The organism is Brevibacterium sp. K11IcPPYGO002, from assembly GCF_050920635.1.
GTDB lineage: Bacteria > Actinomycetota > Actinomycetes > Actinomycetales > Brevibacteriaceae > Brevibacterium.
Genome location: NZ_CP131929.1, coordinates 2,698,776 through 2,717,474 on the forward strand (window position 1 = coordinate 2,698,776; position 18,699 = coordinate 2,717,474).

Consider the following 18,699-nt stretch of genomic DNA (forward strand, 5'->3'; position numbering starts at 1 on the left):
GGCACGCGGCCTACGATCGGCGTTATGCGCGCCATCGTCTTCGATCAGTTCTCCGTCCGCCCTCGGCTGCAGGAGATTCCCGCGCCCACTGCCCCCGATGCCGGCGTCGTCATCGACGTCGAAGCCACCGGAGTGTGCCGCAGCGATCATCACGCGTGGTCCGGCCACGATTCGACGATCACTCTCCCCCATGTACCCGGGCATGAGCTGGTGGGTCGGGTCGCATGGGTGGGGGTCGGTGTGGAGCAGTTCCGCCCCGGCCAGCGGGTGACAGTGCCGTTCGTATGCGGGTGTGGGAGCTGCCGGTGGTGCGTTTCCGGCAATGCGCAGGTGTGCCCGGATCAGACGCAGCCGGGATTCACGCATTTCGGGTCGTGGGCGGATCGGGTCGTCATCCACAATGCCGATGCGAACCTCGTGGCCGTGCCCGAGGGTCTGCCGGCCGCGGCCGTCGTCGGTCTCGGGTGCCGATTCGCCACGGCCTTCCATGGTCTGCGCGTGCGGGCTCGGCTTGCCGCGGACGAGACGGTCGCCGTGTTCGGCTGCGGCGGGGTGGGACTGTCTGCGATCATGATCGCCCGTGCCCTCGGTGCGACGGTCGTGGCCGTCGACGTCAGCGATGCGGCCTTGGAGTCCGCCCGTGAGTTCGGTGCCGCGCGGACCGTCAACGCTCGCGATCTCAGTCCCGAGGAGCTGAGCGCCGAGGTGGTCGCGCAGTTCGCGTCGACCGATCCTGACGGGGTGGCCGTGACCGTCGATGCACTGGGCCGGGAGGACACGATCCGGGCGGCGATCGGAGCTCTGGCACCCTTGGGCCGGCACGTGCAGATCGGTCTGCTGCCCGACCAACCGGTCGTCGACCTGCCGCGGGTGATCGCGCTCGAACTCAGCGTGCTCGGATCGCACGGAATGGCCGCGGCAGAGTACCCGGAGCTCGTCGACCTCGTCGTGCAGGGACGGCTGCGCCCGCAGGATCTCGTCACCACTGTCATCGGACTCGACGAGGCACCGGCGGCGATGGAGGCGATGGGCTCCCCCGCCGCTGCGGCGGGGATGACGATCATCGACCTGGCGCGGTGAGAACGGCCGGGGACTCGGACACTGTGCGTCGCCTCGGCGAGGTCGAGCACACCGCCGGCGATCACGGCAATGACTCACTCCGCGTCGAGCGACTCCCGCATGCTCGCGGCCATGGAGCCGATGAGCTCTTGATCCCCGCGGACGCCGGGTTCGAACGGCAGCCGCAGGCGGTCCTTGCCCTTGTCCCGGTAGCGCGGAATGACATGCATGTGGAAGTGGAAGACCGACTGCCAGGCATCGGCACCGCAGCAGTTGAGGAGATTGACTCCGTCCGCATCCCAGGCCGTATAGGCGTGCTTGGCGATGCGCTGAGACTCGAGCGCAACCGCCGCCAGGTCGTCTGCCGGGATGTCCCGCAGATCAGTGCTGTGACGTTTCGGCACGACGAGCAGATGCCCGTCCGACCCGGGCTGGATGTCCATGAACGCCAACGTCGCTTCGGTCTCGGCGATCGGCGCACTCGGTGCGTCACCTGCGACGATCTGACAGAAGATGCAGTCGCTGCTCATGAGTTCCGGTTCCTCCCCCGCGGTGAGTTGATTGGGCCGTATCAGGCAGTGCCGATCCCCGTCAGACCATGATGGCGAGGACGACGTTCGTGTCCTGGCCCTCCCACCGACCGAGCAGCAGACCGGCGTCGGACTTCTCCGCCGGCGATTCGGGCGACAGGCGGTAGAGGATCTCGACGTCGCCGGCACCCGGCAACGGTCCGGTGCCGAAGGCGTGGGCCACATCGGTGATCTCCTCTCCCCGATTGCCCTCAGCGTCGACGCGGTACTGCTTCGCCGCGGTCGACGCGGTGGCGATGGTGTGGTCGAGGCGCTGCCGGAACAGCGGGTCGCCCATGCCGGCGTAGACCCACCGCTTGCCGAGCACCGAATGCTCCATGTTCGCCACGAATGCTTCGTCGGCGCCGTCGAGGGGTGCCCCACGGTAGGTCAGCGGCACCTGCAGCAGCTGATCGCCGCTGCGCACGATGTGCACCTCGATGCCCACCTCTCCGATGGGGTCGTCGAAACGGTACGCCGTGACGGCCTTGAGTGGATTCGCCTCGAGATCGAGCTCAGCGGCCCAATCCTGCTTGGCCACCCAGTCGCTGACGACGTCGAGCTTGCCGGGGTTGAGCTGAGCTGCGTAGATATCTGCCATGGCATGTCCTCCTGGAATCTGTCTGACGTCGGCGTCAGGTGCGGCTGGTGGTGGCGAGCCTCAGGCCTTGCGGGTGCCGGGGATCCATTCTCCGTCGACGACTTCGTAGTCGGCGAAGACCGCCGGAGCCTCCTCGCGCATGACTTCACCGATCTTGTTGAAGATGAGGCGGATCTCCTCTTCGGCGCCCTTCGCAGTTCGCATCTCGATGACGTGGCGCAGAGAACGCAGGTTCGCGGTGTAGACGATGCCGGTAGCCAGTCCCTCGGGGGCGAAGCGGCGCATGAACGAAGTCATGTGCTTCTTGTGCGAGAACTTCGTGCCCTCCTCGTCGAGCTCGAAGTGCTCGGCCATCCACTTCTGGTGCTCCTCGAGGGTGTCGAGGACCTGGAGGCTGCGTTCCATGAGTTCGGGGTCTTCGCGTGCCCACTCGGGGAACCAGAACGGGATGTCGGTGAGGCGGACGTAACGCAGCGATTCCTGCGAGAACGCCGACCCCGCGCGGTGGCGGATGAGCTCGTGGGTGAGCACGCGGGAGACGTTGTGGAGGACGAAGGTGAAGTTCGCGTGTTCGAGAACGGATCCGTGCTGGGACTTCACGACATTGCCGAGGTACTGCGCGGAATCGGTGCGCACGCGAGAGACGTTCGGGTTGAGGCCCGGCTCCCACGAGCGGTAGCACATGCGTCCGGAGAACTCGAGGAGATCCTCGGCGTCGGGAGATTCCGCATCCTCGACGCGATCGGCCCAGGAAGTTCCGCCCACCTCATCGAGGTAAGTCCTCATCGCTTCCCAATCGATATCGGGCTTGGCGAGCAGTTCAACGGACGGTTCGACCTGGCGCATGGCTCTCCTTGTGCAGGGGACGTGATTGGTTCCCAATCCTACAGACCACCGCCGCTGATTCCGCACCCGTCCGTCCCGAAACGCTTCTCGATTCGTCAGTCAGCGATGGCAGCCCGGGAGCTCTCGCCGTTCATTCCTCGGCGGCCCGCGGCCGTGCGTGGTCGTCCAGGGTCCGGAGTCGGCCGTGTTCGTCGACCGAATACGCGGCTGCGCCGTCGGATTCCACCATCACCGAGGTGGCTCTGCCGTCTTCGTAGACGACCGCGGCATGGTCGTCGATGGCGGTTCCCGGGCCCGGCAGGATGCCGTCGGCGATCCATTTCCGGAAGGAGGCTTCCCGGCCGGGTTCGCCGTGGAGATGCGGGCAGGCGCTCCCCTGCAGAAATCCGAGCCCATCGTCCAACGGGGCCAGCGGACCGAACGAGTCCGTCGAGGATGCCTCGAACCAGCAGTTCGCTCCGGCGCTGATGCCGGCGAGGATCGTGCCGCCGGCAGCCGCCTCTCTCATCCGTTGGTCGACGCCGTGCCGCCGCCAGAGGCTGAGCAGGTTCGCCGTGGAGCCGCCGCCGACGTAGATGAGGTCCATGTCGAGCAGCATCCCCGGATCTTGGTAGTCCCACGGACTCTGCCCGAACAGGGAGAGGACATGCGTCTGGGCTCGTCCTCCGAAAGCCGCTTCGAACCGTTCGATGTAGTCGCGGCTGTCGCCGGATGCCGTCGGGACGAAGCAGACATTTGGGAGATCGGATGCGGTGCTTCGCCGACTCGCCATCTGCAGAAGTTCGTCATCAATGGCCGATTCCCCGGTCTCGGACATCGAGAACCCACCGCCGCCGAGGGCGACGATCGTGCCGCGGAACGGTTCGACCGCCTCGGCGATCGGGCCGGGGCTCGCTGTCACGGCACCCGGTGCGTCCACTTCTCGGTCCCGAACTTCTCATCGACGAGTTCCTGGGCCCGCTTGAGCTCCTCCTCGGTGTAGGTGCCGTAGGTGGCCCCATAGCGTGTGGCGAAGGTGTCGGCCATGACATCGATGATGTCCTTGCGTGCCTCACCGGTCTGACTCCGCAGCGGATCGACGCGCTTCTTCGCACTCGCCACTCCCTTGTCCGAGATCTTCGCTTCGCCGATGCGCAGCACCTCGACCATTTTGTCCGCATCGATGTCATAGCTCATCGTCGCGTGGTGGAGCAGTGTGCCGTCGCGATTGCGCTTCTGTGCGGCTCCGCCGATCTTGCCTCCGGTCGAGGAGATGTCGTTGATCGGCTTGTAGAACGCCTCCACTCCGAGAGTCTTCAGCGCCGCGAGCACCCACTGGTCGAGGAACACATACGACTCTTCGTAGTCGAGACCGGCGACGAGGGCAGGCGGGACGAACATCGAGTAGGTGATGCAGTTGCCGCCTTCCATGAACATTGCTCCGCCTCCGGAGATCCTGCGGACGACCTGCACGTCGTGCCTGTCCACACCTTCGGGGCGCAGTTCGTTGACGTAGGACTGGAAGGCCCCGATGACGGTGGCGGTGTCCTCCCATTCCCAGAACCGCAGGGTCGGCTGCCGACGACCTGCCGCGACTTCTTCGAGCAGCACCTGGTCGAGCGCCACATTGAGCTGAGTGGGCAGCACCTCTCCGCGGATGACCTGCCAGTCGAAGTCGGTGAAGTTCGCGGCCGAGCCGAGAGCTCGGCGCACGACCGTGGCGATATCGGCGGTGGAGAAGCCGTGCATTGCCAGATCCGTTCCGTATCCGGCCAGAGCCTCGTCGAGGCGGCCGCGCAGGGCCGCATTGTCGGCGGTGACGCTGGCGCCGACGAGGGCCGGGGCAAGGTCGAAATAGGCTTCCTCGGGTTCGAGGAAGAAGTCACCGGAGATCTTCACCTCGGTGATCGTCTTACCGTCGGTGGTGACATCGGCGACGACGAGTTTGCCGCCGATGACCTTGTATTCGCCGTGGAAGTGCTGCGTCTCGTTCGTCATATCTGCCAACCTACTCCCCTGTCAGTGCGTTCCACATGAACCGGTAGCTCAGCGCCCGGGTGAATGCGGTCTGCTCATTGTCCGAAGCTGCGGAATGACCGCCTTCGGTGTCTTCGAAGAACCACACGTTCTCGATTCCCTGCGCCTGCATCCGGGCGGCCATCTTCCGCGCCTGCACCGGTCCCACCCGGTCATCCGACGTCGCCGTCCAGAACAGCACCGGCGGATAGTCCTGTCCGACCTCGAGGAGGTGGTAGGGCGAGAACTGTCTGATGAACGCCCAGTCCTCGGCCACATCCGGATCGCCGTACTCGGCCTTCCATGAATAGCCGGCGCTGAGCTTCGTGTACCGGGCCATGTCCAGCAGCGGAACTCCGCAGGAGACTGCGCCGAAGAGCTCGGGATACTGGGTGAGCATATTGCCGACCAGCAGACCCCCATTGGATCCGCCGGCACAGCCGAGCCTCTTCGGGCTCGTCACTCCGCGGGCGATGAGATCGCGTGCCACGGCAGAATGGTCTTCATAGCAGCGCATGCGGTTCTCTCGCATCGCGGAGGTGTGCCACTCAGGTCCGTATTCCCCTCCGCCGCGGATGTTCGCGAGGACATAGACGCCTCGGCGGCCTGTCGGGATGGCATTTCCGGTGGTGCTGCGGCTGAGCCAGCCGATGCCGACGACGGGTGAGTATCCGGGTGTGCGGCTGACTTCGAATCCGCCGTAGCCGTCGAGCAGTGTGGGATTGTCGCCGTCGAGCACGAGGTCGTCGGATCCGATCTGGAAGTACGGGATCGTCGTTCCGTCGGCGCTGGTGGCGAAGTGCTGCTCGACGCTGAGCCCTTCGGCATCGAACATCGCCGGCGCCGATTTGATCACCTCGGCGGTGGACTTCTCGGAGTTCGTTCCCGCAGCTTCGTCCGAGGGGCCCAGAGTTCCGTACGACAGCGTCGAGGGCGTGAGGAAGCCGGTGCTGACCATCCAGAAGTCGTTGGCGGTGGCCGGATCGTATTTGTCGACCGCGCCGAGTCCGACCATATGGTTGGCCGGCACCCCGGGCAGGGTGGACTCGACGAAGTCGTTGTTCAGGTCGAGGACCGTGAGTTTCGACTGCACGTCGGCGAGCAGCTCGAGGACGAGGTAGTCGCGGGTGAAGGTGAAGGACTGCAGCGAGGTGCGGGCGTCCGGGGTGAAGATCACGCGCGGAGTGATCTCGCCTGCCTTGACCGCATCGATATCGGCGATGGCAAGGCCGCCGGCGGCCACCTCGGTGGTGGTGGATTTCCACGTCGACTGCGGACGGAAGAGCACGAGGTCGCGGTCGAAGCCGACTTCGACGTCGGTGGGAACGTCGACTCGGTTGAGCGCGTCGGCCCATGTCGTCGGTTCGACCGACAGCGCCCCGTCTGCGCCGGTGATGTCGGCGAGGTCGAGGAAGCTCATCGTCGAGTTGAAGAAGTCGATGGCGTCGATGATGACGGCGCGGTCAGTGGCCTCGGTGTCGGGGCGGATGTCGCTGCCGACGAAGATCGCCACATGATCACGTGGCACTTCAGCGACGATCGGGGCCTCGTCGATGGTCTGACCGCGGCGGAGCGCTCTGGCTTGGCGAGGATACGACGAGGTCGTCAGTGAGTCGGCGTCGGTCTCGGTGGCGACGAGGACGGTGTCATCGTCGAGCCAGGCCAGTCGTGTCTTGGCAGCGGGGATGTCGAAGCCGCCGTCGACGAAGGTGCGATCGTCGAGGTCGAATTCGCGGACTCGGTGGGAGTCGCCTCCGTCCGGGGACAAGAGGACGAGGGCGCGCCGATTGTCGCTGCGCCGGACCATCGCTCCTGACCAGACCCAGGCGGTGTCTTCCTGTGCCGCCAGTTCGTCGAGGTCGAGCAGCACATCCCAGGCGGGTGCGTCCGTGCGGTAGCTCTCCCATGTGGTGCGTCGCCACAGACCTTTCGGGTTGGTCTTATCGCGCCAGAAGTTGAAGAAGTGGTCGCCGCGTTTGGTGACCATCGGAATGCGATCATCGGAGTCCAGCGCGGTGCGCAGTTCGCCGGAGATGGTGTCGAAGAGATCGTCGTGGAATCGGTCAAGGGTCTTCGTGTTCTGGTTCTTCACCCAGGCGATCTGCTGCTCGCCGGAGATGTCTTCGAGCCAGAGGTTTTCGTCGTCGGGCAGTTCGGCACTCGTCGTCGGGGCCGCTGTCGGTGAGTCTTCTTCGCGCATGGTCCCATCCTAGTGACCGCTGCTGACACAGCCACGTGGTGCCGCTGACGAGGAATTCTTCTCACGTGCAGTTCTCACCGCGGGCTGCGGAACATGACCAGGCCGGGCTGACCGTTGGGGGCTTCGGGGCCGTGACCGAGTTCTGAGAAGCCGAGTTCTTCGTAGAGGCGGCGTGCCGGACTGTCGATATCGTCGGTCTGCAGCCAGCAGCCGTAGTGACCGACCTCTCCGATCCAGGTTTGCAGGGTGCGCCGTCCCAGACCTTGATCGCGCCGCTTCGGATCACGGGCGAGCAGGTTGAGTGCGAAGGTCGCTTCGAGTTCGGTCGAAGCCTCGCCGAGGCGGCTCTGCAGTTCGAATGCCCACGGATACTTTTGCTCCTCCCACCTCCAATGGTGGCCGTAGGCGAATGAGCTCAGCCGCCCGTCGGGCTGGGTCCGGGTCAACGTCATGAGGACCTGTCCCTTGCGGACGGAGACGTCGTAGACGTCGGCGAACAGTGCCGCAAACCTCGGGTCCTCGTTCAGCGGCGGCTCGGCGGCAGCGGCCCCATAGAGCGCTTCGACCTCGCTGCGGGGTGGCAGGACACCGCGGATTCCCGGCCCCGAGGGCACGCCCTGCCACTGTGGACCCATCCCCGCCGGCATCCCCCACACGATTTCGACCGCGGGGTCGTCCACCTGGCCCGACCGCGCGCAATGGCCGGCGGGCGACGGCTGCCCGGTGAGGTCGTTCATGACTATCACCATAGTCTCGTCATGGAGCGGGCAGTTGAACTTTCGGTGACCACTTGCCGTCGCCGCGGCAGACTCGGTTCACAGCCTGCGTCTGTGTTCGACGATTGCGGCGCGGAGAAGTTCTTCGGTTGGGCTCATCGGCCGTTCATCGGCATCGACGATGTCGATTCCGACACTCGACCCACCGATATCGATGGTTGTCGGCTGCGAGGTCCGGCGAATGTATCGCCATGGGATCATCACCGAAAATTCGGGATCGGCACGCGGCGGTACGGCGCGAGCCCCGTCGCCCGGTGTCGCCGTCCTCTCTGCCGCTGCTTCCCCGGTATCTCGTCCCGGTTCGGGGCCATGTTGTCGGCCGGGAAGTTGCTGCCGTTCCCGATCATGCTGCTGATCAGGAGGATCCTGTTCGCCGGGGCCATGCCTCGCACCACGACCTTCGTCCTGACCAGAGGCGCACCCGGGATCGGGACCGCTGAGCGGTTTGGTTCGGGTCCTGTAGTGGTGACCGGTCGGTGTGACGACCTCGAGGGCCTCGGCTGTCGCCTTATGGCGCCACCCGCTGAGTTCCTTGAGATAGTTGCAGGCGGCGCACAATCCAGAAGAGTTGTCCCAGTCTGTTTCCCCGCCGGCAGCGGCCGCGTCGACATGATCGGCGTGCTGGATGGGTGCCTCGCACCAGGGCGAACGGCAGACGTCGTCGCGGAAGACGACCATGCGTCGAAGCAGCCCGGAGAATTCCCTGCGGCGGGAGTCCATCCGCACGAGCTGACCGTCTTCCGGCCGCGTGTACAGCCTGCGGATGAAGGTGGCGGCCTCGTTCTCGGCAACGACGTTCCTGGCGGCTTGGGCCGGGATCGGGCCGACCCCGGGGAACCATGCCGATTCTTCTCTGGGCCCGAACAGACTGCTGTCCTGCATGATGAGGTGGACTTCTGTGGGCACGGCCGCAGCGGCAGCCTGCCCGGTCAGTCGCTCGACCAAGAGATCCGCAGCAATCTGATTCTGACCACGGCCGTCGGCTTTGCCGGTGGCGGTCACGGTCTGAGCCGACTTCTTGAGATTGGCGAATGCGGCAACGGCCTGCGACATCGGCAGCAGAGCGGTCAGATAAGCCATGTTTCCCGGTGCCGGACGCACGCTGACCGAGCGCTCTCCAACACAGCGTTCGAGGTGGTCGACCGCCGCCTGCTGGTCGAGCTTCTGTGCCAGGGCCCTCACCTCGTTGCCCAGTCGTCTGACTCCCACCTCGGCCAGGCGTTCGGCCATCCGCTCGTCGAGCTCGTGCTTCTTCTCACGTGGAAGCCAGTCGGACTCCTTTGCGACAGTGCGTGCCTTCTCCTCCGAGATGTCTCCGCCCTTCATTGCCGAGTAGACATTGGGCAGATCCAGGAGCAGGGTCCGTGAGAATTTGAGCAACGCGTTGCCGCGGTGTCGGGAGACCTTTCTGGCCAAGCCGATCTCCGCGCCGACCCCGAGTCCTTGCTTCTTGCTCGGGACACCGTCTTCGGCCTCCCGATTCTTTCGGTGCATATCGAACGTCAGGGTTTCGCGGGCCTGTGCGGCGGCGCATGCGGAGGTCAGTTCCTCAAGAGCCGTGATGCGATCGATCGCTTCTTCCTCGGTCGCGGCCGGAGGCATTTCGGACAGGCAGTCGCGCCACCGAAGGATCTCGGTGAGTGCGTCTGGAACCTGCTTTGCCTCCATGTCCAGAACACTACCTGTCGGCACTGACACGACATTTGCCGAACGCATCTACACTGGTCAGACCACTAGTCAGCTCAATTCTTCGCCGGTCGTCTCTCGTGCCATGAAGCTCATCAGAACCACGGCGACGACGACTAGAGCTCCGGTGAGGACGAACGTCAGGGTCAGGCCGAGCACCGGCCACATGAACGCTCCGAATACGATCGGGGCGATTCCCGTGGCCAGACGCGATGCCGCAGAAGCCCAGCCGAATCCAGAACCGCGCAGTCGGGTCGGGTAGAGCTCGGAGACATAGGTGTACAGGGTCGGGATCGCGATCTGGATGACGAAGCCGAAGCCGATGATCACGGCCTTCGCCGTCCAGGTGAGTTCGGCGCCGGAGGCTTCGATGAATACGGCAGATCCGATCAGGAGGATCGCGGCCACGATCGCCGAGACTCCGAGCACCCATTTGCGACCGAATCGTTCTACGATGAGCGCGGAGACGATCACACCGAGGATGCCGACAGCAGTCATCGACCCGGTGACGAGGAACGCCGCCTGATCGGCCAGCCCCTGCTTCTTCAGGATTCCGGGAAGCCATGTCAGTGCCGCGTAGTAGACAAGGAGGACGGAGACGAAGAGCGACCACGCGACGAGGGTCGTCTTGGCTGAGTGCTGCCACAGCTGCACGAGCTGACCGCTGGCTGCTCGCAGCTGCCCGCTGACCTTGGGCCCCGCGTCCGAGGTCGGCGTCGTCTGCGCCGCGGCGGGGCTCGCCGTGCTCCGGTCCGCGTCGGGCTCAGCCGTCGCCGGGGCTGCATCGTCACCGGCCGCCGGCGTTGCGGCAGCCTCGCCGACCGGTTCATGGGTCCACTCGGTGACGTCGGCGCCGGTGCGCTCGACCAGTCGCTTGATGATCGCGTCGGCTTCGGCGTACCGGCCGACCGAGGCGAGATAGAGAGGTGATTCCGGAATCCCGAAACGCACGGCGACGGTGAGCAGGGCGGGAACGATCATGACGAGCATGATCAGCCGCCAGTCCCCGAAACCGAGCAGATAGGCGGACACGAACGCGCAGAGCGAGGCGCCGATCGGCCACCAGCCGTCCATTGCGGTGAGCACGCGTCCGCGATGTCGGCTGGGCGTGAACTCCCCGACCAGGGCGTAGTCGACTGGGATGCATCCGCCCAGACCGAATCCCGCGAGGAAGCGGAAGAGGATGAACCAACCATATGCGGGCGCGAATGCTCCGGCGACCGTGAAGATCGAGAAGACGAGCAGAGTGAGAGTGAACGCCTTCTTTCGCCCGATGACATCGGCGATGCCGCCCCAGATGAAGGCACCCAGTGCCATGCCGATGAGGTTCGCGGTCGCAATCCATGCGGCCTGGCCGAGGCTGAGACTCCAATAGTCGCTGAGCAGCGGAATGAGGAATCCGTTGAGAGCGACGTCCCATGCGTCGAACATGAAACCGAGCCCGCCGATGATGAAGATGGCACCCTGGGTGCGCCACTTCCATGGCAGGTGGGCGATGACTTCGGAGGCTGTCGGAACCGACGCCGAGGTGGTCGTGTGCACGAGGCCACAGTACCGCAATTTACGCACAACTGAGTAAAACATCCGCGGCGCAGTGGACAGCGGGTGAGCGACGGGGGTCAGCGGGTGAGCGACGAGCGGAAAGCAGAAGGCGGGCCGCCGCGAATCTCTTCGCAGCGGCCCGCCGCAAGAGCGTGCCCGGCTGACGCCCGTCTGATCAGGCTAGACGCACCAGCCAGTTGTTCGTGTCCTCGACACGTCCGTACTGGATGCCGAGCAGCGTCCTGCGCAGCTCCATGGTCTTCTCACCGGCCTCTTCACCGTGGTCGATGGTGAAGTCCTCGCTGACGAGCTTGCTGATCGGCGTGATGACGGCAGCGGTGCCGCAGGCGAATGCTTCGACGATCTCGCCGCTGGCCGCCCCCTCGCGCCACTCCTCGATGGAGATCTGACGCTCTTCGGCCTCGAGTCCGAGCTGCGGTGCCAGCTCGAGCAGCGAACGACGGGTGACGCCGTCGAGGATCGAATCGCTCAGCGCCGGGGTGAGCAGCTTGCCGCTCTTCGTCACGAGCATGAGGTTCATGCCGCCGAGCTCGTCGATGTACTTGTTCTCCACCGAGTCGGTGAACAGGACCTGCTGGCAGCCCTTTGCGGCCGCCTCATTGGTCGCCACCAGCGACGATGCATAGTTGCCGCCGCACTTGGCGAAGCCGGTGCCGCCCGCGCCGGCGCGCTTGAGCTTCGGCGAGAGCCAGATCGACACCGGCTTGATGCCGCCGGAGAAGTAGGGCCCGGCCGGGGATGCGATGGCGTAGTAGTCGACTTCGTGGCTGGCCCGCACGCCGAGGAACCGCTCCGTGGCGATCATGAACGGCCGCAGGTACAGGCTCGACTCATCGGCGTCCGACTCCGGCGTCGGAACCCAAGCCTGGTCGAGGCTGACCAGCTGCTTGAGCGAGTTGATGAAGTCCTCTTCGGGCAGCTGCGGCAGCGCGAGACGCTCGGCGGAGCGGTTGATGCGCGCGGCGTTGCGCTCGGGTCGGAACGTCCATACCGAACCGTCGGCATGACGGTAGGCCTTGAGCCCTTCGAAGATCTCCTGGGCGTAGTGGAGAACGGCGGCTGCCGGGTCGAGCAGCAGCGGCCCGTAGGGCCGGACCTCGTGTCCCTGCCAACCGTCATCGACCGTGTAACGGATGTGCGCCATATGGTCGGTGAAGTACTGGCCGAAGCCGGGATCCTTCTTGATGTTCTCGCGCACCAGCTCGGGTTGCGGCTGGAGGTTCTTAAGAACGGTGAAATCTGTCATGAAAACTCTCTTCTCACTTGTGATGAGTGACACTTTCAGGGTAGTCCATCACCCCGGCGCTCGCCGCACCGGGGTGATGTCGTCGACCCTGAACACGGGTGTCGCTCGATTGGGTTCATCCTCGCAGAGGTGACCCCGTCGTCACCCATCCGCCGCTCGCCGAGGCGGTCGATCCGGTCAGCCGAGGCGTGCCGCGATCGCGTCGCCCACCTCGGAGGTGGACCGCTTCGTTCCGTCGCGCTCGGCGAGGTCGGCTTCGACGGCCGTCTCGATCGCCTTGGCCACGGTCTCGAGTCCCAGGTGGGAGGCCATGAGCGCCCCCGAGAGGATCGACGCGGTCGGGTCCGCGATCTGCTGGCCGGCGATGTCCGGAGCCGAACCGTGGATCGGCTCGAACAGGCTCGGCGCCGTTCCTTCGACGTTGAGATTCCCCGAGGCGGCCAGACCGATTCCGCCGGTGACCGCAGCTGCGAGGTCGGTGAGGATGTCCCCGAAGAGGTTGTCGGTGACGATGACGTCGTAGCGCTCGGGATTCGTGACCATGTAGATCGTGCACGCATCGGTGTGCTCGTAGTTGACGGCCACTTCGGGGAATTCCTGCCCGACCTTCTCGACCACGCGACGCCACAGGTGACCGGCATGGACCATGACATTGTGCTTGTGCACGTAGGTGAGCTTCTTGTTCCGCGCCTGAGCCCGGGCGAAGGCGTCGCGGACCGCACGCTCGACGCCGTACCAGGTGTTGACCGAGACCTCGGTCGCGACCTCCTGCGGGGTGTCCGTGCGCACCGATCCGCCGGATCCGGTGTATGAGCCCTCGGTGCCCTCGCGGACGACGACGAAGTCGATCTTTCCGGGATCGGCCAGCGGGCTGGTGACTCCGGAGAACAGCTTCGAGGGACGCAGGTTCACTGCATGCCCCAGCCCGAAGCGCATCTTGAGGATCACTCCGCGCTCGAGCACGCCGGAAGGCACGGACGGATCTCCGCAGGCGCCGAAGAAGATGGCATCATGTCCACGCAGCGACTCGAGCTCGCCGTCGGTGAGCGTCTCACCGGTCTCGTGGAAGCGCTGGGCGCCGACCTTGTAGTCTGTGAGCTCGAGCTCGACGGGCTCGCCTGACACCTCGATGGCGCGGCGGAGGACTTTGAGGCCTTCGGGGACGACCTCGTTGCCGATTCCGTCTCCGGGCATGACTGCGATTGAGAACTTCATGCTCACAGAATACGACCCCATCTCACGATGCAACTACGGCGTCTTACAATGTGAACCATCGTCAGCGGCGCTCACGGGCACGGCGGCGGAGCGACCTCCGGCACCCGAACGCGGCGCCTCTCCAACGGGCCAAGCCTGCCGTCCCCTGCGCAGACCCCGCGATCCGTGTGCGGTCATGAACAATTTCACGTCTCAAACCCTGTTTTCGGCTACACATCCGGCGCCGCAGGGACGAAGATGGATACAGCACCCCAAACCCCGTGGGGGCCACGCAGAAACAGCCCCGAGAGAAAGTCGATCATTGACCGAGACCATCCGCAACGCCCGTGCCGCAGCCCTGCCCGCCAAACTCTCCCGGTCCTGGCTGCTCGTCAACGCTGCGAAGGAGGAGATCTTCACTCCCGCGCAGACGTCGGAAGCGGACTCCGTCATCTTCGACCTCGAAGCGTCCGTCGCCGACGACAAGAAGCTTGCGGCACGTGACAATGTCGTGCGCGCACTGAAGAACGGAATGTCGGCCTGGGTGCGCATCAACAAGATGGAATCCGAATTCTGGGACGATGACCTCGCCGCGATCGCCATGCTGCCCGGTCTGCGCGGAGTCATGCTCCCGGAGACCGAACGGCCCGAGCAGGTCTCCTATACCGCGATGCGGGCGAAGGCGGGCCTGCCGGTCATCGCACTCCTCGAATCGGCCCGCGGAGTGGAGAACGCCACGAAGATCGCCGAGGCGCCCGGCACCTTCCGTCTGGCGTTCGGCACGAACGACTTCCGCAAGGACACGGGTTTCTCCGGCGACCCGATGGCCCTGGCCTATGCCCGTTCGCGCCTGACGATCGCCTCCCGCATGGGCGGCCTGCCCGGCCCCATCGACGGACCATCGGCCGCCGACGCCGATGATGAGAAGGTCTGGGCCGATGCCGAGGTCACTCACATGATGGGCATGACCGGAAAGCTCGTGCTCACAGTCGACCAGGTCAACACCCTCAACGAGGCGATGAGCCCGAGCGAGGACGAACGCGATTGGGCCCGCCAGATGCTCGAAGCCGCCGAAGGCGGATCCGAGATTACCGACGGCTCCTACCTGCCCCGCCTGGCCCGTGCGAAGAAGATCGCGTCCCTGGCTGATACCTACGGCCTCTGGAACGCTTGAGCCGACAGCAGTCCTGGCTGCTGTGGGCGACACTGCCCGCCGTCCTGTTCGTCATCGCCTTCGGACTGTGGCTGCACCTCGAGCACATCGGACCCACCCCGATCGATCAGTCCTGGTTGGAACTCGTCGGCCTCACTGAGGGCTCGGTGCCGTACTGGATCGCCGTCGTCCTCGCCGAAGTCGGCGGCGGCACCGGCGTGGTCATCTGCACCACGCTGCTCACGGGCTTCTTCATCCTGCGCAGACGCCTGCGCTCGGCGATCGTCCTCGTCACGACGATGCTCGCCGGCATCGCCGCCTCGGAGATCCTCAAGGCCCTCGTCACCCGCCTGCGCCCCGGCGATCAGCTCTACGAGTCCTTGGGTTTCTCTTACCCCTCGGGACACTCGATGGGCGCTGCCGCACTGGCCATGAGCCTGGCGATCATCGCCTGCCGTCGCCATCAGCTGCGCGGATCAGCCGCCCAGGCACCAGAAGCTCAGGCACCGGCAGCTCGGGCACCGAGGATGGGCTTCCACTGGTCGTTCATCCTCGCCGCAGTCTGGATCCTTGCCATGATGTGGTCGCGGACCGCGCTCCAGGTCCACTGGCTCACCGACACGATCGCCGGCGCGTTCATCGGCATCGCCGTCGCCGTTCTCGTCGACGAGTTCTGGACCCTGACAGCACAGAGGACCCGCTCACCCCGCTTCGCTCTCTGGCTTGCGGGGTGAACGGGTCCGCCTGTGTGAGGGTCTCAGTCCTCCTGGAGTGAGACGCCGGTGAAGGCCGAGGCGTTCACAGCACCGGCGACAGCGTTGACGACCTCGTCCGAGACGACCGAATCCACGGCCAGGACGGACAGCGCCTCATTGCTCGTCGATGCGGGCGAGACCTGCATTCCGGCGATGTTGACGTTGTTCGCGCCGAGCGCCAGACCCAGCTGACCGATGATTCCCGGCCGATCCTCGTAGCGGAAGATGAGCAGGTTGTCCGTCAGCTCGATCTCGAGCGAGTAGCCGTCGACCTCGGTGAGCTTCTGCACGAGCTTCGGACCGGTCACGGTGCCCGACACCGAGATGCGCTGCCCGGTGCTCGTCGTCGCGGTCAGGCGGGTGATGTTGCGGAACGATTCGCAGTACGGATCCGTGACGAGTTCGACGCCGATTCCGCGCTCTTCGGCCAGCAGCGGAGCGTTGACATAGGAGACCTGGTCGGACACGACGTCCTTGAACAGGCCCTTGAGCGCGGAGAGCTTGAGGACGGAGACGTCCTTGTCGGCGATCTCTCCGTTGACCTCGACCTTGAAGTGCGTGACCGAGGAGTCGGCCAGCGCGTTGACGACCCGGCCCAGACGCTCGGCCAGGGGAATGCCCGGACGCACATCCTCGTGGATGGCGCCGCCTGCGACATTGACTGCATCGGGGACGAGTTCCCCGGCCAGGGCTTTGCGCACGGACTTCGCCACGGCGACGCCGGCCTTCTCCTGGGCCTCATGAGTCGAGGCGCCCAGATGCGGGGTGACGTTGACGGCGTCGAGGTCCATGAGTGCCGAGTGCTCCGGCGGTTCGACGTTCCAGACGTCGATTCCGGCGCCGCCGACCTCGCCGTTGGCCACGGCCTCGGCCAGGGCCGCCTCGTCGATGATGCCGCCGCGGGCGACGTTGATGAACCGGGCGCCGGGCTTGGCGGCTTTGAGCTCCTCGGTGCTGATCATGCCGACCGTCTCCGGCGTCTTGGGCATGTGCACGGTGACGAAGTCGGACACGGCGAGCAGGCCGGGCAGGTCGAGGACCTCGACGCCCATCTGAGCCGCTCGGGCCTGAGTGATGTAGGGGTCGTAACCGACCAGACGCATGCCGAAGGCCTTCGCGCGTTCGGCGACGAGTCCGCCGATGCGGCCGAGGCCGACGATGCCCAGAGTCTTCTCGTAGAGTTCGACGCCGGTGTACTTCTTCCGGTTCCACTCCCCCGCCTTCAGCGAGGTGTTGCCGGCACCGAAGTACCGCGCGGATCCCAGAATGTGGGCCATTGTCAGCTCGGCTGCGGAAATGATGTTCGAGGTGGGAGCGTTGACGACCATGACACCCGCCGAGGTGGCTGCGGGCACATCAACATTGTCGAGTCCGACTCCGGCGCGGGCGATGACCTTGAGGTTGTTCGCAGCGTTGATGGCTTCGGCGTCGACCTGCGTGGCCGACCGGACGAGGATCGCATCGGCGTCGGCGATGGCGGGCAGGAGCTGGGATCGGTCGGCGCCCTCGGTGTGACGGATCTCGAAGTCTCCTCCGAGAGCTTCGATGGTGGCCGGTGACAGTTCTTCGGCGATGAGCACGACGGGCTTGGGCACTGATTTCCTCCTGTTGCGTCCGGGACGTGTCCACCTTATGAGACTTTCAGGAATCCTTCACAAGGTCTCAGATTCTGGGAACAATCGCTCAACAGACAGTGCTGCAGGCTCAGAATCCGTGGCGCGCTCAGAAGCCGTTCGGCGAATACGGTGCCCGGCCCAAACTGAACATGGCGCTGGCCAGTACAGCGGACCCCGGCGTCTGCTCGTCGATGCGCCCGGCCCGGGCGAGGATGACGGGATCGGCGCCGCCGAGGTAGAGGGACCCGAGCTCGGCGATGCCGAGTCCCAGGTCAGCCGGAGTCGAATCGGAGGCAGGGGTCACCTCGGCGTTCTCACCGTCCGAGGTGATCGTGAAGCGTCCACCGGCGAGATCGAGGGAATCGTCGACGTCGATCGTCAGCGTCCCGGGCACATACCAGGGCCGGGCCTCGAGCGCAGCCTTGACGTCGAGGATGCGGATCCAGATGTTGTCCTCGCTCGCGACGGTCTTCACACGCCTGGAATCGGTGAGCAGCCACGGCAGCGGCGAGTATTCGGCGGACTCACCGAAGGTCACGCGGGTCGACAGGTCGATGGCGGCGAGGAATGACCACAGCGAGGCGTAGGCCGCATCGGTGACGGCCACGAAGTCGATGATGTCGACGGTCGGAGGGGTCTTCGACCAGCCCGCGAACTTGTAGGACACATAGCCGTCGGGCTCGCCCTGTTCGTCGAAGTGCAGGGCCGCGCGCACACCCCGGTCCTGTTCGCCGGTCTCAGTATTGAGGGCACCGGTGGCGCGTTCGATGTAGGTCTGCTGACGCTCCATGGCACCGGGTGAGGTCCGCATGAACTCGCCGTAGATCTTCGGAGCCAGTTCGCGCAGCTCGCTGGGCAGGCACATCTCGACGCGGCGATCGGGTTCGCGGACCATCTTGAAGCCGGGCGAGGTGTCGACCTCGATCGAACGCAGCCAGGTCGCCACACCGAAGCCGAAGCGCGAATAGATTCCGCCTTCGGTGGCGGTCAGTGCGGCGAACGGGTAGCCGTTCGCCTTCGCCTCGGCGAGGTCCGTGGTCATCAGCGACCGCAGCAGACCGCGCCGGCGATGGGTCGGGCGCACCGTGATCCAGGTGATGAGGTGCCCGAGCACCAGCCGTCCCCCGCCGACGTTGACGAGCTTCTCGAACCACGCGAACGTCGCCACCGGGATCGAGGCGTCGAGGCCGTGCTCGAACTCCTGATCCGCGTAGACGGCGGTGAGGTTGCGCCCATCGGCGATCGCCCGCTCGACCCGGTTGAGCAGGGCCGCATCGGTCGACCTGGGGTCATGGAAGCCCACGCTCGTCGAGGCGAAATAGCCCTTCGTGCGCTCGTCCGGTTCGCCGGTGGACGCGTCGATGGTCGGCTTGAAGTCTTCGAATCTGTAGTTCGTCACGTGTCCACAGTAGTTCACATCACAGTGATTGGCTCCTCTGC

At 65.4% G+C, this 18,699-nt stretch carries 16 protein-coding genes; 3 read left to right on the plus strand and 13 right to left on the minus strand.

The window, feature by feature from the left end:
* Positions 1-24: 24 nt before the first annotated feature.
* Complete coding sequence (locus QYM46_RS12250) at positions 25-1,080, plus strand: zinc-binding dehydrogenase (RefSeq protein ID WP_432789132.1); 1,056 nt, start codon at positions 25-27, stop codon at positions 1,078-1,080.
* A 74-nt stretch (positions 1,081-1,154) separates the two neighbouring features.
* Here the strand turns inward: QYM46_RS12250 and QYM46_RS12255 are convergent, their stop codons facing one another.
* The 11 genes from QYM46_RS12255 to QYM46_RS12305 form a co-directional block, all read right to left on the minus strand.
* The gene (locus QYM46_RS12255) at positions 1,155-1,589 is read right to left on the minus strand and encodes an HIT family protein (protein WP_432789133.1); all 435 of its coding nucleotides are present in this window, start codon (positions 1,587-1,589) and stop codon (positions 1,155-1,157) included.
* 61 nt (positions 1,590-1,650) lie between these two features.
* Positions 1,651-2,229 (minus strand): maltokinase N-terminal cap-like domain-containing protein, encoded by a 579-nt coding sequence (locus QYM46_RS12260; RefSeq protein ID WP_432789134.1) that lies wholly within the window; start codon positions 2,227-2,229, stop codon positions 1,651-1,653.
* 60 nt (positions 2,230-2,289) lie between these two features.
* Positions 2,290-3,075 (minus strand): FAD-dependent thymidylate synthase, encoded by a 786-nt coding sequence (thyX, locus tag QYM46_RS12265; protein ID WP_169252724.1) that lies wholly within the window; start codon positions 3,073-3,075, stop codon positions 2,290-2,292.
* 130 nt (positions 3,076-3,205) lie between these two features.
* Entirely contained in the window at positions 3,206-3,976 is a 771-nt protein-coding gene (locus tag QYM46_RS12270; protein ID WP_432789135.1) for a Type 1 glutamine amidotransferase-like domain-containing protein, read from the minus strand.
* Positions 3,973-5,052, minus strand: a complete 1,080-nt coding sequence (locus QYM46_RS12275; protein WP_432789136.1) for a lipoate--protein ligase family protein — start codon at positions 5,050-5,052, stop codon at positions 3,973-3,975. Before QYM46_RS12275 ends, QYM46_RS12270 begins: the two co-directional genes overlap by 4 nt.
* A 10-nt stretch (positions 5,053-5,062) precedes the next feature.
* On the minus strand, positions 5,063-7,270 hold the full coding sequence (locus QYM46_RS12280) for a prolyl oligopeptidase family serine peptidase (protein ID WP_432789137.1): 2,208 nt from the start codon (positions 7,268-7,270) through the stop codon (positions 5,063-5,065).
* A 74-nt stretch (positions 7,271-7,344) separates the two neighbouring features.
* On the minus strand, positions 7,345-8,007 hold the full coding sequence (locus QYM46_RS12285; RefSeq protein ID WP_432789138.1) for a GNAT family N-acetyltransferase: 663 nt from the start codon (positions 8,005-8,007) through the stop codon (positions 7,345-7,347).
* A gap of 78 nt (positions 8,008-8,085) precedes the next feature.
* A complete protein-coding gene (locus tag QYM46_RS12290) occupies positions 8,086-9,714 on the minus strand; it encodes a DUF222 domain-containing protein (RefSeq protein ID WP_432789139.1) in 1,629 nt (542 codons plus the stop codon).
* 69 nt (positions 9,715-9,783) lie between these two features.
* The gene (locus tag QYM46_RS12295) at positions 9,784-11,274 is read right to left on the minus strand and encodes an MFS transporter (RefSeq protein ID WP_432789140.1); all 1,491 of its coding nucleotides are present in this window, start codon (positions 11,272-11,274) and stop codon (positions 9,784-9,786) included.
* Positions 11,275-11,449: 175 nt separating this feature from the next.
* Complete coding sequence (locus tag QYM46_RS12300; RefSeq protein ID WP_169252730.1) at positions 11,450-12,541, minus strand: branched-chain amino acid aminotransferase; 1,092 nt, start codon at positions 12,539-12,541, stop codon at positions 11,450-11,452.
* A 177-nt stretch (positions 12,542-12,718) separates the two neighbouring features.
* Entirely contained in the window at positions 12,719-13,756 is a 1,038-nt protein-coding gene (locus tag QYM46_RS12305; RefSeq protein ID WP_432789141.1) for a 3-isopropylmalate dehydrogenase, read from the minus strand.
* A gap of 301 nt (positions 13,757-14,057) precedes the next feature.
* Here QYM46_RS12305 and QYM46_RS12310 point away from each other — a divergent pair, with 301 nt between their 5' ends.
* Together QYM46_RS12310 and QYM46_RS12315 are read left to right on the plus strand one after the other, a co-directional pair.
* Positions 14,058-14,909, plus strand: a complete 852-nt coding sequence (locus QYM46_RS12310) for an HpcH/HpaI aldolase/citrate lyase family protein (RefSeq protein WP_025779420.1) — start codon at positions 14,058-14,060, stop codon at positions 14,907-14,909.
* Positions 14,906-15,622, plus strand: coding sequence for a phosphatase PAP2 family protein (locus QYM46_RS12315; protein WP_432789142.1), 717 nt, complete (start codon positions 14,906-14,908; stop codon positions 15,620-15,622). Before QYM46_RS12310 ends, QYM46_RS12315 begins: the two co-directional genes overlap by 4 nt.
* A 23-nt stretch (positions 15,623-15,645) precedes the next feature.
* Here the strand turns inward: QYM46_RS12315 and serA are convergent, their stop codons facing one another.
* Positions 15,646-17,238, minus strand: coding sequence for a phosphoglycerate dehydrogenase (gene serA, locus QYM46_RS12320; RefSeq protein ID WP_169252733.1), 1,593 nt, complete (start codon positions 17,236-17,238; stop codon positions 15,646-15,648).
* 127 nt (positions 17,239-17,365) lie between these two features.
* Positions 17,366-18,658, minus strand: a complete 1,293-nt coding sequence (locus QYM46_RS12325) for a GNAT family N-acetyltransferase (RefSeq protein WP_432789143.1) — start codon at positions 18,656-18,658, stop codon at positions 17,366-17,368.
* Positions 18,659-18,699 lie beyond the last annotated feature (41 nt).

Coding starts and splice junctions, on each gene's coding strand:
- QYM46_RS12255 (WP_432789133.1), bottom strand. CDS start 1,589: ATGAGCAGCGACTGCATCTTCTGTCAGATCGTCGCAGGTGACGCACCG.
- thyX (WP_169252724.1), bottom strand. CDS start 3,075: ATGCGCCAGGTCGAACCGTCCGTTGAACTGCTCGCCAAGCCCGATATC.
- QYM46_RS12250 (WP_432789132.1), top strand. CDS start 25: ATGCGCGCCATCGTCTTCGATCAGTTCTCCGTCCGCCCTCGGCTGCAG.
- QYM46_RS12305 (WP_432789141.1), bottom strand. CDS start 13,756: ATGAAGTTCTCAATCGCAGTCATGCCCGGAGACGGAATCGGCAACGAG.
- QYM46_RS12290 (WP_432789139.1), bottom strand. CDS start 9,714: ATGGAGGCAAAGCAGGTTCCAGACGCACTCACCGAGATCCTTCGGTGG.
- QYM46_RS12275 (WP_432789136.1), bottom strand. CDS start 5,052: ATGACGAACGAGACGCAGCACTTCCACGGCGAATACAAGGTCATCGGC.
- QYM46_RS12285 (WP_432789138.1), bottom strand. CDS start 8,007: ATGAACGACCTCACCGGGCAGCCGTCGCCCGCCGGCCATTGCGCGCGG.
- QYM46_RS12280 (WP_432789137.1), bottom strand. CDS start 7,270: ATGCGCGAAGAAGACTCACCGACAGCGGCCCCGACGACGAGTGCCGAA.
- QYM46_RS12260 (WP_432789134.1), bottom strand. CDS start 2,229: ATGGCAGATATCTACGCAGCTCAGCTCAACCCCGGCAAGCTCGACGTC.
- QYM46_RS12300 (WP_169252730.1), bottom strand. CDS start 12,541: ATGACAGATTTCACCGTTCTTAAGAACCTCCAGCCGCAACCCGAGCTG.